This window comes from Paenarthrobacter sp. CC6, from assembly GCF_040560085.1.
Taxonomy (GTDB): domain Bacteria; phylum Actinomycetota; class Actinomycetes; order Actinomycetales; family Micrococcaceae; genus Arthrobacter; species Arthrobacter nicotinovorans.
The window spans coordinates 49,053-62,533 of the sequence record NZ_JARDAN010000015.1 but is presented as its reverse complement, the minus strand read 5'-3'; the positions used below and the strand labels follow the sequence as shown (position 1 = coordinate 62,533).

The following is a 13,481-nucleotide window of genomic DNA, read 5'->3' as shown; positions in this document are numbered from 1 at the left end:
GTGTAGTCGGTCCCTGCCGGATGGCAGTAACCAAAGAACTTGGAACTTAGACGCCGAGCATCTTCTTGATGACCTTGGCATCGCCCTTGAAGACGAGCTTGTCGCCTGCGAGGCGACGGGTCAGCCTGGATGACTTGTGCTCCAGGTAGTGACGGCGGTTGGCCTGCTGACGCTTCAGCTTGCCGGTACCGGTCAGCTTGAAGCGCTTCTTAGCACCGCTGTGGGTCTTCATCTTCGGCATGGGAACCGATCTCCTTACGTATCCACGGACAAGTCCGCGATTCTATCGCGCAGCCGGCCACCAGGGCCGACGTGCTGGTTGCTTGCCGGTGGAGGCCAGGGCCTCCGCGGCGTTGAACTAATTGGTCTTACGTGTTGCTGGCTTCGGCGTGGCTTTGGGGGCCGCGGGCCGGGCAGCCGGCTTGGGAGCTGCCGGCTTGGCGACAGGCTTCGGGGCCGAAGGAACCGCTGGCTTGGGCGCCGCAGCCGGAACAGCAGGCTTCGGAGCTGCCTCCACCGGAGCTGCCTTGGGAGCCGGAGCCGCCTTAGGTGCCGGAGCCGCCTTGGGAGCCGGAGCTTCCTTAGGTGCCGGAGCCGCCTTGGGAGCCGGAGCTTCCTCAGCAACGGGTGCTTCCTCTGCTGCTTCAGGTGCCTCTTCGGCAACCGGAGCTTCAGCTGCAGCTTCCTCGACAACCGGTGCTTCTTCAGCTGCGGGCGCCTCGGTTGCTGCGGGAGCTTCCTGCGTGCTTTCCTCTTCGGAAACCTTGAAGCCTTCGGGCAGAAGATCGGCGAGGCTCTGCGTCAGCGGCGCCTGCTCCCCCGTGGTGTCAACGCGTCCTGCGGCCTTGGCCTCATTCTGGGCCTTGGCTTCTGCACGCTGGCTGGCACGACGGGCTTCAGCCTTCGCTTCGGCCTTGTTCTTCAGCGGTCCGATCACCATGACCATATTGCGGCCATCGATGCGGGGGCTGGACTCGATGACGCCAACCTCGGCTACATCCTCCGCGAAACGCTGAAGCAAGCGGATGCCCATTTCAGGCCGCTGCTGCTCACGACCACGGAACTGGATCATGGCCTTGACCTTGTCACCGGCTCCGAGGAAGCGCAGAGCGTGCCCGCGCTTGGTTTCGTAGTCGTGCTTGTCGATCTTGAGGCGGAAGCGGATTTCCTTCAGAACCGTATTGGTTTGGTTCTTGCGGGCTTCGCGGGCCTTGACGGCGGCTTCGTACTTGTACTTGCCGAAGTCCATCAACTTGCAAACAGGAGGCTTAGCCTGCGGCGCAACTTCAACGAGATCGAGATCGGATTCGGCAGCAAGACGCAGTGCGTCCTCGATGCGGACAATTCCTACCTGTTCGCCGGCAGGGCCGACCAGCCGCACCTCGGGGACGCGGATACGCTCATTGATTCTTGGCTCGCTAATGTTAAAGCTCCTGTGGTTGTGGTGGTGTCACCGGCAAATAGAGAAGGCCCCCAATTGCTGGCGCAATCGAAGGCCTCGAAGATCGGATCCACTTCCCCTATGGAAAGCGCGCACTTCCGGGATCAACCCTGAAATGTCCGACCAGGTACCCGGCAACCTCTTGTCCCATCAAGGGGATCCTGTCCCCGAAGGGAAACGGCTGACGCGGGTGGGAGAGAACTCCGCTTGCAAACTGAAAGTCAATTCTACAGAAACAACCCGCCAAGCGCACATTGCGAACGGCGGGACGTTGACTGCGATGGTTCACTGTCGATGCCCACAGTACTGTAGATGTCCACGGTGAATAACGACTTCCAGTCGGTCTGTGACAAGCTTACCAGTATGAGCACTGAAGACAGCAATTCCCGCAATTCCTTCGGCGGAGACGCCCCCGCGGCCGACGCCGGAGTCTCCCAGCAGATCCGTGACATCGCAGAGGTCCCGGCAGTGGAAGTCATCACCACCGGCGCCGTGCACCTCATGAGTGCGGCAGCGGTCAAGGTTGGGCTTGCCGACGACCCCAACGCCGAGGATCTCAAAGACCTGGACGAAGCCCGCAAGCTGATCACCGCACTCGCCGGCTTGGTCTCCGCAGCCGCACCCGAAATCGGCTCCCAGCACGCAGGGCCGTTGCGCGACGGCCTGCGCTCCCTGCAACTCGCGTTCCGCGAGGCATCCATCATTCCGGATGCCCCCGGCAAGGGCCCGGGCGAAAAGTTCACCGGACCGGTGAACTGACGCCAACTGCCTGAATAATCATCGACGGCGGGCCGACCATCAGTGGTCGACCCGCCGTCGTCGTCTGGTGCCGGTTGACTCAGACCCGGGCAGCCCGTCGTCGGATGGACATGAGCACCAGGCCGGTGGCGCACAGCACGACGCCGGCGATACCAACAGCAGCGAAGCCGCCTGACGGACCCACGGTGTCGATGAAGACCCCTGCCAGGGGCGCCCCCAGAGCAACACCGGCGGTCAGCGCAGAGCCGTACCAGCCCATTGCTTCGCCCCGGCGATCCTCCTCCACAAGGTCCGCAACCTTCTCGGAGGAAGCCGACAGCACCGGTGCGCACAACAAGCCCGGCAGGAGTGAGAGGAACGCCAGGGTCCAGGTGTCCTGGGCAAATCCCATCGGAATGGTCAGTGCGGCCATGCCCAGCAGAAGGAGCATGGGTGAGATGGACCGCTTCATCGAACCGTAGATGAGACCGCCGACTACCGACGCGGCGCACCAGAAGAAGAAGACAATACCGATCTCGTTTTGGTGGCCGCCACGTTCCAGCAGCCCCACGATGCTGACATCCGAGCCGCTGAGCACCATGCCCGAACCAGCGGCTACTGCGAAGAGCGCAGCAACAGAAACGGTGAACCAGGTGAAATTCCTGGCCACTCGGCTCCGGAGCCCGGCCGTGCGCGAGGTTGCAGACGCCATTTCCGAGGCCGCTTCCTGGACATGCGCAGGAGCCGAAGCCACCATGGCCGCCTCCGCTGCCGCAAGATCGGCCGACTCCCGATCGGCGGATTCCTCCGGTGTGCAGGCGGCTTCGCTTCTGGTGGGCGGGTTGAACCACATCAGGAAAAGTCCAGCCACAGATACCGAGATACCAACGGCGGTCAGGCCAAGAGCCGAGTAGCCGCTGGTCGCCACCACAGCTCCAACGGCCGGACCGATCATGAAAACAAGCTCGGTGGCTATGGAATCCAAGGCAAAGGCCGAACGCCGCTGCTCACCGTCCACCATGACGCCCAACGATTGGCGGACGACACTGAAGATCGGCAGAGTGAACAGGCCTCCGATGAACACCAGAGGTAACAGCCATTGGTACGACACGTGCGGGACGATCGACCAGATGACGGTTTCGGAGACAACTGACGGGATCAGAGCTTTACGCAGCCCCACCATGTCAACCCTGCGGCCACGCCACGGTGCGCCCAGGGCAATGCCGATGGTCATGACCGCCGCAGCAGCACCCGCAGCGGCATATCCCTGGCCAAGCGTCAGGACAATGTGCAAGGTAAGTAGCACTCCCGCGGCCGAATGCGGGATACGCGCAACCATCCCGACAACCAGCAGCCGCCGGACAGGGCGTATGGACAGCATCTCTTTGTAGAGAGCGAAGTTCACTGGCTCAATCCTCATTTCCCCGGGCAGTCCAGGGGAACCGGACCTGCCATTAGTGCGGCGCGCGCTCCTGTGCTGCACGCTGCAGTTTTACTTCCATGGAATCAACACCCTCGGCAAAGGAATCCATCCGTGCCCACGCATCGTTCAGTTGCGCGACAAGCGCCTGCACGGCCCCGGCGTCCAAACCGTCCTCGAGGAAAAGCACCACACGCAGTTCCGGGCCCGGACCGCCTCCGAGGACCTGGCGGCCGTCCGCCGTGAGGGACGCAACGCCACCGCCGGGGTGCGTCTCAAGGCGGCGGACCGCAGTGAAGGCTGAAATCGTCGAAACGAGAGCAGTCTCCAGTTGATCATCAAGGTATGACGGCGTCCAGTCCTTCTGCTGCGCGAGCGCCCACATGGCGGGTCGCCGCACGACGAAGGCGAACTGGGAGCCAGGGTCCAAAACCAGGAGTTGGGCCCCTTCCGACACCGCCGAGAGTGCTGCGCGTGCTGCGTAAACAGCGACCGGCCGCGCCTGGGGGTGCCAGGCTTCCAAGGCTGCCGCCGAGGTGAACACCGGCATTGCCGTGCGGCCGTCGGGGGCCTTCAGTGTGACCAATGCCATATCGGCCTGCTTGTCTGCATGCAGGCCGTCGACGCCTTCGGCTTCCTCGGCCAATTGGGCAACCACCGGGACAAAGACACGTGCCATGGCCAGGGAGGCCACGACCTCCGCCTCGCCACCGGTTCCGTCGATCAGCGCCGCAATAGCCGCAAGGTAACCGGCGTCTGCGGTTCCATCATCGTCTTCGAAGTTGTGGATTTTGGCGTCGTCGCCAGTGAGGCTTCTACCTGCCCAGGGTTGGCCCGCCGAGTCCGTGGCTCCCCCGGCGCCTGCCAAGGCCGCCGCGATGTGACCGGGCAGGTCGCGCTTCTCCCGCTGGTTAAGCTCCGGCTCGTGGGCTGAGTGGCGGCCCATCAGCGGCGGCCGGCCACGTCCAGGGCTTCGGGCAGGGTGAAGGCACCGGCATACAGAGCCTTGCCCACAATCGCACCCTCGACACCCAGCGGCACGAGTTCACGCAGCACGCGAAGATCTTCCAAGCTGGAGATACCGCCGGAAGCCACTACGGGCTTGCCGGTCTTCTCCACCATCTGACGCAGCAGATCCACGTTGGGGCCCTGCAGCGTTCCGTCCTTGGTAACGTCCGTGACTACGTAGCGGGCGCACCCGGCGTCCTCGAGGCGGGCCAGAACCTCCCAAAGGTCCCCGCCTTCCTTGGTCCATCCGCGTCCGGCCAGCGTAGTACCGCGGACATCAAGCCCGACGGCGATCTTGTCACCGAAGCGTTCGATCGCCCGGCGCGTCCACTCCGGGTTTTCCAGCGCTGCTGTCCCAAGGTTTACCCGGGCAACGCCCAAACCGAGGGCCCGTTCGAGTGATTCGTCATCCCGCAGGCCGCCCGAAAGCTCCACCTTGACGTCGAGCTGAGACACGACCTCGCTGATGAGAGCGGCGTTGTCGCCACGGCCAAAGGCGGCGTCGAGGTCAACCATATGGACCCATTCCGCACCGTCGTTCTGCCAGTTCAAGGCTGCCTCCAAGGGCGTCCCATAGCTGGTTTCAGATCCCGCCTCTCCTTGCAGGAGGCGCACCGCCTGGCCATCGACGATATCGACGGCCGGCAGGAGTTCCAGTACGGACTGGGAGGAGGTGGTCATGTGTGTCCTTGGAGTTGAGGGATCGCCGGCTTGGGACCAGCGGTTCAGTTACCGGGAAGTGTCAGGAGGTACGCAGCCAGCAGGGACATCCCGGCCAACACGTAGAAAGAAATAGAGACCCAGCGGGGCTTCTTTTGCTGGTGGAAGGAAATCCCACCGCCCACCAGGAGGCCGGCCAGGCCCATGAGGATCACAGACCACATCTAGGCAGCACCGTTTCCGGAAGCTTCCGGTGCGGGCTTCCGAAGGCCATCCACCCAGTTACGCAGGAGGCGGGCCCCGGCGTCGCCCGACTTCTCGGGGTGGAACTGGGTGGCGCACAGCGGGCCGTTTTCCACGGCAGCGATGAAACGTGCGCCGTGCTCGGACCACGTGACCATGGGGGGCGCCATGCGGGGCTGCACGACGTCGAAGTTCCACTCCTGCACACCGTAGGAGTGAACGAAGTAGAAACGCTCCTGCTCCACACCGGCGAACAGCTTGGAACCCTCAGGTACGTCCACTGTGTTCCATCCCATGTGCGGCACAACGGGAGCAGGAAGGAGTTCGACTTTGCCGGGCCATTCGGCCATGCCTTCGGACTCGGTACCGTGCTCAACGCCGGCCTCGAAAAGAACCTGGAGGCCCACGCAGATAGCCAGCACCGGACGTCCACCGGCAACCCGGCGTCCAATCATGCGGATGGCGTCTACGGCTTTGAGTTCTTTCATCACGGTCTCATAGGCGCCAACACCGGGGACAACCAGGCCGTCGGCGTTGAGGACGTCCTCAGGCTTGGCGCTGAGCACCACGTGGGCACCTGCCCGCTCAAGCGCGCGGACGGCGGACCGGACGTTGCCGGATCCATAGTCCAGAACCGTAACGGTCGGCTTGCCCTCCGGCGACTGAGGCCTAACGGATGCCGTGGCGTCAGCCACTGCGCCGTTCTTCAGGACCTGGCTACTCACAGTGCCCCCTTGGTGGAGGGAATGCCCTCGACACGCGGATCGGACTCTACGGCGGCACGCAGTGCGCGCGCGAAAGCCTTGAACTGGGCCTCCACAATGTGGTGCGGATCCCGGCCAGCAAGAACGTTCATGTGCAGGCAAATTCCGGCGTGCAACGTGATTGCCTCGAAAACATGGCGGGTCAACGAGCCGGTGAAGTGGCCACCGATCAGGTGGTACTCCTGTCCCGCAGGTTCACCACCGTGCACAAGGTACGGACGTCCGGAAACATCAACGACTGCATGGGCGAGGGCTTCGTCCAGAGGCACCGTGGCTTCGCCAAAACGACGAATACCAGCTTTGTCGCCCAAGGCCGTCCGGAGCACCTCACCGAACGTGATGGCGACGTCTTCCACCGTGTGGTGGGCATCGATGTGCGTGTCACCTGTGGCTTTGACCGTCATGTCAATCAGGGAGTGCTTGCACAGTGCGGTCAGCATGTGGTCGTAGAACGGTACCGAGGTGCTGATGTCCGAAATTCCGGAACCGTCCAGGTTGATCTCCACCAATACGGAAGATTCGCTGGTGGTGCGCTCCATGCGCGCAGTGCGGGCAGCGGACGGCGTGGCGCCGGTTTCGCTCATTGGGACGTCCTTATGCAGGGAGGGAGGTTGGGTCTATTGACAAGTTTAGGCGCGCTGTGACGCTGCGCGTTCCAGGAGTGCTTCCAGGGCATCAAGGAATGCGGTGGTTTCCGGTTCGGTCCCGGCGGTAACCCGCAAGTGACCCGGAATGCCGACATCACGTATGAGCACGCCTGCGTCGAGCAGCCCTTGCCAGATCTCGTGCGGGTTCTCGAGTCCACCGAAGAAGACGTAGTTCGAGTCCGACGCCGCGGGCTTGAGCCCCATGCGGAGAAGTTCGGTGACGATCCGATCGCGCTGGACCTTGATGTCCTCAACGTCGGCCATCAGGGCCTCGCGGTGAGTCAATGCTGCGAGGGCGGTGGCCTGCGTGATGGCAGACAAGTGGTACGGCAGGCGGACCAACCTGATGGCGTCCGTAACTTCAGGGGCCGCCGCCATGTAGCCGAGCCGGGCACCTGCCAGGGCAAATGCCTTGCTCATGGTGCGCGAAACGATCAGGCGCTCACGGCCGGGCAGGAGCGTCAACGCGCTCGGCGTGTTGTCGTGGGCGAACTCGTGGTAGGCCTCGTCCACGATCACGATGGCCTGGCTTGCTTCACCGGCTTCATACACGGCCTCCACCACATCCAGGCCCAGGCCCGTCCCTGTGGGGTTGTTCGGTGAGCACAGGAAAACGATGTTGGCTCCGGTTTCGCGCACCTGCGCAGCCGCCGACCGGGCATCCAGCCCGTAGTCATCGGCGCGGACTCCCCGGATGTATTCGGTATCCGTTCCGCTGGCCAGCAACGGGTACATGGAATAGGTGGGCGGGAAGCCAAGGGCCTTGCGTCCCGGGCCGCCAAACGCCTGCAGGATCTGTTGCAGGACCTCGTTGGACCCGTTGGCGGCCCAGATGTTGTCTGCTGAAAGGCCGTGGCCAAGATACTCGGCGAGGGCCTCACGAAGATCGGTGAACTCGCGGTCAGGATAGCGGTTCAGTCCTGTGGCGGCTGCTGCCACGGCCTCAGTAATCGCCGCCTGAACATCGGCGGGGACGCCATGGGTGTTTTCGTTAACGTTGAGCAAAACGGGGACATCAAGCTGCGGTGCGCCGTAGGGGCTCAGTCCACGCAGGTTGGTCCGGAGGGGTAGTCGGTCAAGTCGCTCAAGCTGCTCACTCACTGGAACAGTTTAAGGGGCTGGCGGGACTGCGGAGTAACTATGACGTCGCGGCGCGGGATCCGGCCACCGGCTAACAGCCTTAGTGGGCCGGGACGAACAGCTGCTGCCCCGGAAGGATGCGCCCGCCGCGGAGGTCGTTCAACTGGATGATTTCAGCAATGACATCACGCGGGTCCCGCTCCGGAGCCGCCGCGCCGGCAATGCCCCACAGGGACTGACCGGGCTGGACTGTCACAGAGACTGCAACCGGCGGCTGCAGCTCGGCCTGGGAATCGGAAGCCTTGGCAGGGGAAGTGATGAACCCGGCAAGGCTGAGCAAAACAGCCGCCAGCAGCATGGCCGGGATGAAGAAGAACACCACCCGGCCACGGCGGGTCAGGCGCAGGCGGGCGGGTGCCTGCGTGGTGCGGAAATCAGCGAACGAAGTTATTGCGGACATGAGCTGAGCCCTTCTGAGCTATTGCCATGCTCCGGAGCTTCCGGAGCAAGGCTGCCAATTCTTTGTGTGCTCCTCCCGACTGCGGCCGGTATTCGAACAGTCCGTTCGAACATCCAGTTTCAGTGCGAGGTTTATAGAACACATGTTCGAACCTTGCTATGACATTTTTAGCACTTATCAACGAACGGTGTCGAGACTCGCTAGAACAAATGTTTGATAAACGCCTGTGCCTGCCCTACGTTTGAGTGAAGGAACAGCATTGTTTCAGTGGAACAGGAGGGTCTGACATTTTTTCAGTCCCTGCATCCCCGGTTCGTTTCGGGGCGGAACGAAAGGCATTGGCGAACATGGCAGCGAAAGCCACAGGCGGCGGGGTACCCCTGCGGAGCCAACAGCCTCCCAAGACTCCCAAGAGCCTGACCGTGCGCCAGAAAAAGATCCTGGAAACCATCCAGCGGTCAGTCAACGACAACGGCTACCCGCCCAGCATGCGCGAAATCGGGGACACCGTTGGACTGGCCAGCCTTTCCAGCGTTACCCACCAGTTGTCCCAGCTGGAAAAACTCGGCTACCTTCGCCGGGACCCCAAGCGTCCCCGCGCAATGGAAGTACTGATGCCCTTGACCCTGGACGGCGGCCCCATCCCGGGCGTGGAGGCACCGGCAACGCTTCGGAGCACCGGCGGCCTGGCTGTGACAGAACTCACCAGCGCAAGCGACACCGCCATGGTTCCGCTGGTTGGCCGCATCGCGGCAGGCGGACCCATCCTGGCCGACCAGACAGTTGAGGACGTGCTCCCCCTGCCCAGGCAACTGGTGGGACACGGTGAGCTCTTCATGTTGAAAGTCGCTGGCGACTCCATGATTGATGCCGCGATCTGCGACGGCGACTGGGTCGTTGTCCGCCGCCAGAACGACGCCATCAACGGCGACATCGTGGCCGCTTTGCTGGACGACGAAGCCACTGTAAAGACGTTCCGACAGCGCGATGGCCATACCTGGCTGCTGCCCCAAAACACCCAGTACGAACCCATTCTCGGCGACCAGGCAACCATCATGGGCAAGGTCGTTTCGGTGCTGAGGTCCCTCTAGCTTTTTCCGACCCGTAAGGGGCCCGGAGCTGACTGTCCTCTACGCCTTCTTGGCGGATCCCAAGCGCTCCAGGACACCACGAACCACGGTGCGGTCAGTGGTCGCCCAGAACGGCGGCAGGGCGGCCCGCAGGAACCCGCCGTAACGTTCTGTCGAGAGGCGTGAATCAAGGACTGCCACTACGCCCTTGTCACCGGTGGAACGGATCAGGCGCCCTGCACCCTGCGCGAGCCGGATGGCTGCGTGGGTGGCGGAAACAGCCATGAACCCGTTCCCCCCGGACTGTGCCACGGCACGGGAACGGGCGGTCATCAGGGGATCGTCAGGACGCGGGAAGGGAATCCGGTCAATAACCACCAGGCGGCATGAGCCGCCGGGTACGTCCACCCCTTGCCACAGCGACATGGTTCCGAAGAGGCAAGTATCCGGCTCGTCGGCAAATTGCTTCACCAACGCAGCCATGGTCGATTCGCCTTGACAGAGGATATCCACGTCCAGGCGCAGCCGCATGGCGTCCGCAGCTTCCTCGGCGGCCCGCCGTGAGGAGAAGAGACACAGTGCTCCCCCGCCGGATGCCCGGATGAGGTCTTCCAATTCGTCCAAGGCCTCCGGTGACGTGCCCCGACCGGGTTTCGGAAGGTGCTTCGCCACGTACAGCACCCCCTGTTTGGGGTAATCAAAAGGAGATCCGACGTCGATTCCTGTCCAGCTGGGCGCGCCGTCGCCAATCAGGCCGAGGCCTCCGGCCGCGGGTTCAAAAGCCGAGCCGATGGCCAGCGTGGCCGAGGTCAGCACCACCGTGTGTCCGGCGAACAATCCCTCGCGCAACCTGCCTGCCACGCTCAGCGGCGCGATGTTGATGAGCGCAGGCGCGGTCTCGTCAGGTTGGGAGTATCCCTGCTGGGGATCAAAAGTGCTGTTACGGGAGAACCACACTACTTCGCGGTTCTCCTTGGCAGCGAGCATCCGTTCGCACAGCTCAAGGATGAGCATCAGCCGCGAACGTGCCAGCTGCCGTCCGCCGTCCGCGGCACTGGAGGAATCAGTCTTCGAATCGGACAGGGCCGCCCGTGTGGCGTCGCGCAGCTGGTCCAGGCAATCGAGTTGTTCGTCGTTGAGTCCGCTGGGAAGGAGCCCGTTGGGTACTCCCGCAATAGCCATGTCAAGCCTATCCGCGGCCGCATTCAGGGCGTCAACGGTGATGGCTGTGTGCTTGCGGGCGCTTGATGCCGCGGCGTGCACCATGGCTACAGAGAGTTGCCCTGACACTGCCCCTGTGACCCGGTCTTGAAGCTCGTGGGCCTCGTCCACCACCACGACGTCGTACTCGGGCAGCACCGCGAGGCCTTCGAACGCGCTGACGGCCAACATGGCGTGGTTGGTGACCACGACGTCGGCTTCGGCTGCCCGGGCGCGTGCCAGCTCGCTGAAGCACTCCTCGGCAACCGGACATTTCTGGGCCCCAAGGCACTCCATGGACGTCACGGAGACCTGCCGCCAGGCACGGTCCGTGACCCCCGGCATGAGCTCGTCCCGGTCGCCGGTGGCCGTCGTTTCGGCCCACTCCCGGAGCCGGACAACCTCCTTGCCCAGCTGGGACGACGGGCCACCGACCGACGCCGCGAAGTGCGGCACGCTCGTGTCCTCGCCGAGGGAGAAAAGTTGTCCTTCGGAGGGCTCCTCACTCGGGAAGCCGCCCTCGAGCTTTTGCAGGCAGACGTAGTTTGCCCTGCCCTTCACGAGCGCGACATTGACCGGACGGTCCAGGGCAGGATTGATGGTCTCCAGCAAACGCGGAAGATCCCTGCCTACGATCTGGGTCTGCAAAGCCAAGGTGGCGGTGGACACGAGCGTCGGTTTATCGCTGTCCATGGAATGGGCGATCAACGGAATCAGGTACGCCAATGACTTACCCGTACCGGTTCCCGCTTGGACCAGCAGATGTTCCCCGGTCTCAATGGCCCGGGTGACGTGCTTGGCCATTTCGTGCTGGCCGGCACGGCTTTGGCCGCCCATTCCGGCGACAGCCCGGTCCAACAATTCCAGGGTGGTCTTCTCTCCCACCGACTCGACGGCGTCCGCCGCCACCTTCTCAACCATTACTGACGAATGACTCCAGCTCAGCTGCCAGACCTTCACGGACCATCGCCACCACGCGCGTCCCGCTTTCCTCGTGTTCCAGGCTGAGGATCTCGGAATCGGAATTGTGCAGCTTGTTGATCATGTCGCCGCGGTCGTACGGGATGAGCACTTCAAGCCGCACCCCCGGGCGCGGTATGGACCGGCTGATGTCCTCCAGCAGTTCGGCGATTCCCTGTCCTGTGCGGGTGGAAACCACTGCGTGCCGGGGTTCCTTCTGCTTGAGACGCTCAACCACGAAAGGATCGGCCACATCAACCTTGTTCAGGACGATGATCTCGGGAACCTTGCGGGCGTCGACCTCGGTGAAGACAGTGCGCACTGCTGCGATCTGACCTTCGGGGTCCGGGTGGGATGCATCCACGACATGGAGGATGAGGTCCGCATCGGCCACTTCCTCGAGCGTTGAGCGGAAGGCCTCAACGAGCTGGGTCGGCAGTGAGCGCACGAATCCCACGGTGTCGGCCAGTGTGTAGCCGATGCCGTCAGGAGTCTGCGCTTTGCGGACCGTGGGATCCAGAGTGGCGAACAGTGCGTTCTCCACAAGGACACCTGCGTCGGTGAGGCGGTTCAACAACGACGACTTACCGGCGTTGGTGTACCCGGCAATTGCGACGGACGGAACAGCATTACGACGGCGGTTGGCACGTTTGGTCTCACGGGCCGGCTTCATCGCGGCGATTTCCCGGCGCAGTTTGGCCATGCGTGTGCGGATTCGGCGGCGGTCCAGTTCGATCTTGGTTTCACCGGGACCGCGCGAGCCCATGCCTGCCCCGGCCCCGCCCACCTGGCCGCCGGCCTGCCGGGACATGGAGTCACCCCAACCACGCAGGCGTGGAAGCAGGTATTCCAGCTGCGCGAGCTCCACCTGGGCCTTGCCTTCGCGGCTCTTGGCGTGCTGGGCGAAGATATCCAGGATCAGCGTGGTCCGGTCAACGACCTTGACCTTCACGATGTCCTCAAGACCGCGTCGCTGTGACGGTGCCAGTTCAGTGTCCACCACGACAGTGTCCGCGCCTGTGGCAGCGACAATGTCCTTGAGTTCCTGTGCCTTGCCGGATCCAAGGAACGTTCCCGGGTCCGGCTTGGAGCGGCGTTGGACCAGGCCATCAAGTACTTCAGAACCTGCGGTCTCGGCAAGGGCCGCCAGTTCGCGCAGCGAGTTCTCGGCGTCGGCCAGGGTACCTTCTGTCCATAGGCCAGCCAGCACAACGCGTTCGAGGCGCAGCTGCCGGTATTCGACCTCTGTGACGTCTTCGAGTTCAGTCGACAACCCCGCGGTGCGGCGCAAGGCGCGACGCTCGGCCAGGTCTTCCTGGTCGCCGTCGTAGATACTGTGCTCTTGGTCCAGGGTCGAGATGGCCTGCGCCTTGCCGAACACACCACTGGTGTCGTTGTCTTCGGATGCCTGTGCGGGGGCATCCTTGGAAAGAATCCGGTCGATGACGGCCTGGATTTGTTCAGGACTCATGTCCTGGGCGTCGGAATCGGATCCGGAGTGCTTCTGGGTGGTCATGGTCTCCTTAGACTGTTCGGCAATTCCAGAATAGTGCTGTTTGTCGCTCGATGGGGCGCTCTTCGCGCTGGGCTGACGGGCTTGGGCCAAAGTGGCCTCCTGTGTGCTGAACGCCACTGGCCTGTCGGGGACGTGGCGTCGGTGATCTGACGGGTGGATCCGCAGGGAGGTCCTGGCCTGCTTGAAGTCGTTATGCTGCCCACCAGGGTTCGCACGATGGCCCGGTTCCGGGAATACCGTCATGTGAAGGCATGGGTGGGGCTTTGATCTTCTG

Annotated in this window: 14 protein-coding genes; 2 read left to right on the top strand and 12 right to left on the bottom strand. The window is 63.2% G+C overall.

Annotated elements, in window-relative coordinates; all coding sequences use genetic code 11:
• Window positions 1-46 precede the first annotated feature (46 nt).
• Together rpmI and infC are read right to left on the bottom strand one after the other, a co-directional pair.
• Complete coding sequence (rpmI, locus tag PV760_RS15285; protein WP_011774324.1) at window positions 47-241, bottom strand: 50S ribosomal protein L35; 195 nt, start codon at window positions 239-241, stop codon at window positions 47-49.
• 117 nt (window positions 242-358) lie between these two features.
• Entirely contained in the window at window positions 359-1,381 is a 1,023-nt protein-coding gene (gene infC, locus PV760_RS15280; protein ID WP_229778600.1) for a translation initiation factor IF-3, read from the bottom strand.
• Between the two features lie 423 nt (window positions 1,382-1,804).
• Here infC and PV760_RS15275 point away from each other — a divergent pair, with 423 nt between their 5' ends.
• Window positions 1,805-2,200 (top strand): DUF1844 domain-containing protein, encoded by a 396-nt coding sequence (locus tag PV760_RS15275; RefSeq protein ID WP_026267346.1) that lies wholly within the window; start codon window positions 1,805-1,807, stop codon window positions 2,198-2,200.
• Window positions 2,201-2,279: 79 nt separating this feature from the next.
• Here the strand turns inward: PV760_RS15275 and PV760_RS15270 are convergent, their stop codons facing one another.
• From PV760_RS15270 to PV760_RS15235, 8 genes are all read right to left on the bottom strand, one after another.
• A complete protein-coding gene (locus PV760_RS15270; protein WP_039240625.1) occupies window positions 2,280-3,584 on the bottom strand; it encodes an MFS transporter in 1,305 nt (434 codons plus the stop codon).
• A 49-nt stretch (window positions 3,585-3,633) separates the two neighbouring features.
• On the bottom strand, window positions 3,634-4,545 hold the full coding sequence (locus PV760_RS15265; RefSeq protein WP_275778889.1) for an SseB family protein: 912 nt from the start codon (window positions 4,543-4,545) through the stop codon (window positions 3,634-3,636).
• A complete protein-coding gene (gene priA, locus PV760_RS15260; RefSeq protein WP_039240621.1) occupies window positions 4,545-5,288 on the bottom strand; it encodes a bifunctional 1-(5-phosphoribosyl)-5-((5-phosphoribosylamino)methylideneamino)imidazole-4-carboxamide isomerase/phosphoribosylanthranilate isomerase PriA in 744 nt (247 codons plus the stop codon). Before priA ends, PV760_RS15265 begins: the two co-directional genes overlap by 1 nt.
• Window positions 5,289-5,332: 44 nt before the next feature.
• Window positions 5,333-5,491 (bottom strand): CG2302 family histidine operon protein, encoded by a 159-nt coding sequence (locus PV760_RS15255; protein WP_018779088.1) that lies wholly within the window; start codon window positions 5,489-5,491, stop codon window positions 5,333-5,335.
• Window positions 5,492-6,235 (bottom strand): imidazole glycerol phosphate synthase subunit HisH, encoded by a 744-nt coding sequence (gene hisH / locus PV760_RS15250; RefSeq protein ID WP_275778886.1) that lies wholly within the window; start codon window positions 6,233-6,235, stop codon window positions 5,492-5,494.
• On the bottom strand, window positions 6,232-6,858 hold the full coding sequence (gene hisB, locus PV760_RS15245) for an imidazoleglycerol-phosphate dehydratase HisB (protein WP_018779086.1): 627 nt from the start codon (window positions 6,856-6,858) through the stop codon (window positions 6,232-6,234). The genes hisH and hisB overlap by 4 nt, the downstream gene beginning before the upstream one ends.
• 45 nt (window positions 6,859-6,903) lie before the next feature.
• A complete protein-coding gene (locus tag PV760_RS15240; protein WP_079582222.1) occupies window positions 6,904-8,022 on the bottom strand; it encodes a histidinol-phosphate transaminase in 1,119 nt (372 codons plus the stop codon).
• A 79-nt stretch (window positions 8,023-8,101) separates the two neighbouring features.
• Window positions 8,102-8,461, bottom strand: coding sequence for a LysM peptidoglycan-binding domain-containing protein (locus tag PV760_RS15235; RefSeq protein WP_039240619.1), 360 nt, complete (start codon window positions 8,459-8,461; stop codon window positions 8,102-8,104).
• Between the two features lie 347 nt (window positions 8,462-8,808).
• Here PV760_RS15235 and lexA point away from each other — a divergent pair, with 347 nt between their 5' ends.
• Window positions 8,809-9,552 carry a transcriptional repressor LexA gene (gene lexA, locus PV760_RS15230; protein ID WP_018779083.1) on the top strand — a complete coding sequence of 248 codons (744 nt, stop codon included), beginning with the start codon at window positions 8,809-8,811 and terminating at the stop codon, window positions 9,550-9,552.
• 39 nt (window positions 9,553-9,591) lie between these two features.
• Here the strand turns inward: lexA and PV760_RS15225 are convergent, their stop codons facing one another.
• Together PV760_RS15225 and hflX are read right to left on the bottom strand one after the other, a co-directional pair.
• Window positions 9,592-11,652, bottom strand: coding sequence for an ATP-dependent DNA helicase (locus PV760_RS15225; RefSeq protein ID WP_018779082.1), 2,061 nt, complete (start codon window positions 11,650-11,652; stop codon window positions 9,592-9,594).
• Window positions 11,645-13,207: a GTPase HflX gene (gene hflX, locus PV760_RS15220; RefSeq protein WP_018779081.1), complete on the bottom strand. Its 1,563-nt coding sequence runs from the start codon at window positions 13,205-13,207 to the stop codon at window positions 11,645-11,647. The genes PV760_RS15225 and hflX overlap by 8 nt, the downstream gene beginning before the upstream one ends.
• Window positions 13,208-13,481: the final 274 nt, after the last annotated feature.

Bases quoted from the DNA above. Each gene is read 5' to 3' on its own strand.
- rpmI (WP_011774324.1), bottom strand. From the start codon at position 241: ATGCCGAAGATGAAGACCCACAGCGGTGCTAAGAAGCGCTTCAAGCTG.
- PV760_RS15275 (WP_026267346.1), top strand. From the start codon at position 1,805: ATGAGCACTGAAGACAGCAATTCCCGCAATTCCTTCGGCGGAGACGCC.
- PV760_RS15265 (WP_275778889.1), bottom strand. From the start codon at position 4,545: ATGGGCCGCCACTCAGCCCACGAGCCGGAGCTTAACCAGCGGGAGAAG.
- priA (WP_039240621.1), bottom strand. From the start codon at position 5,288: ATGACCACCTCCTCCCAGTCCGTACTGGAACTCCTGCCGGCCGTCGAT.
- PV760_RS15255 (WP_018779088.1), bottom strand. From the start codon at position 5,491: ATGTGGTCTGTGATCCTCATGGGCCTGGCCGGCCTCCTGGTGGGCGGT.
- hisB (WP_018779086.1), bottom strand. From the start codon at position 6,858: ATGAGCGAAACCGGCGCCACGCCGTCCGCTGCCCGCACTGCGCGCATG.
- PV760_RS15235 (WP_039240619.1), bottom strand. From the start codon at position 8,461: ATGTCCGCAATAACTTCGTTCGCTGATTTCCGCACCACGCAGGCACCC.
- lexA (WP_018779083.1), top strand. From the start codon at position 8,809: ATGGCAGCGAAAGCCACAGGCGGCGGGGTACCCCTGCGGAGCCAACAG.
- PV760_RS15225 (WP_018779082.1), bottom strand. From the start codon at position 11,652: ATGGTTGAGAAGGTGGCGGCGGACGCCGTCGAGTCGGTGGGAGAGAAG.
- hflX (WP_018779081.1), bottom strand. From the start codon at position 13,207: ATGACCACCCAGAAGCACTCCGGATCCGATTCCGACGCCCAGGACATG.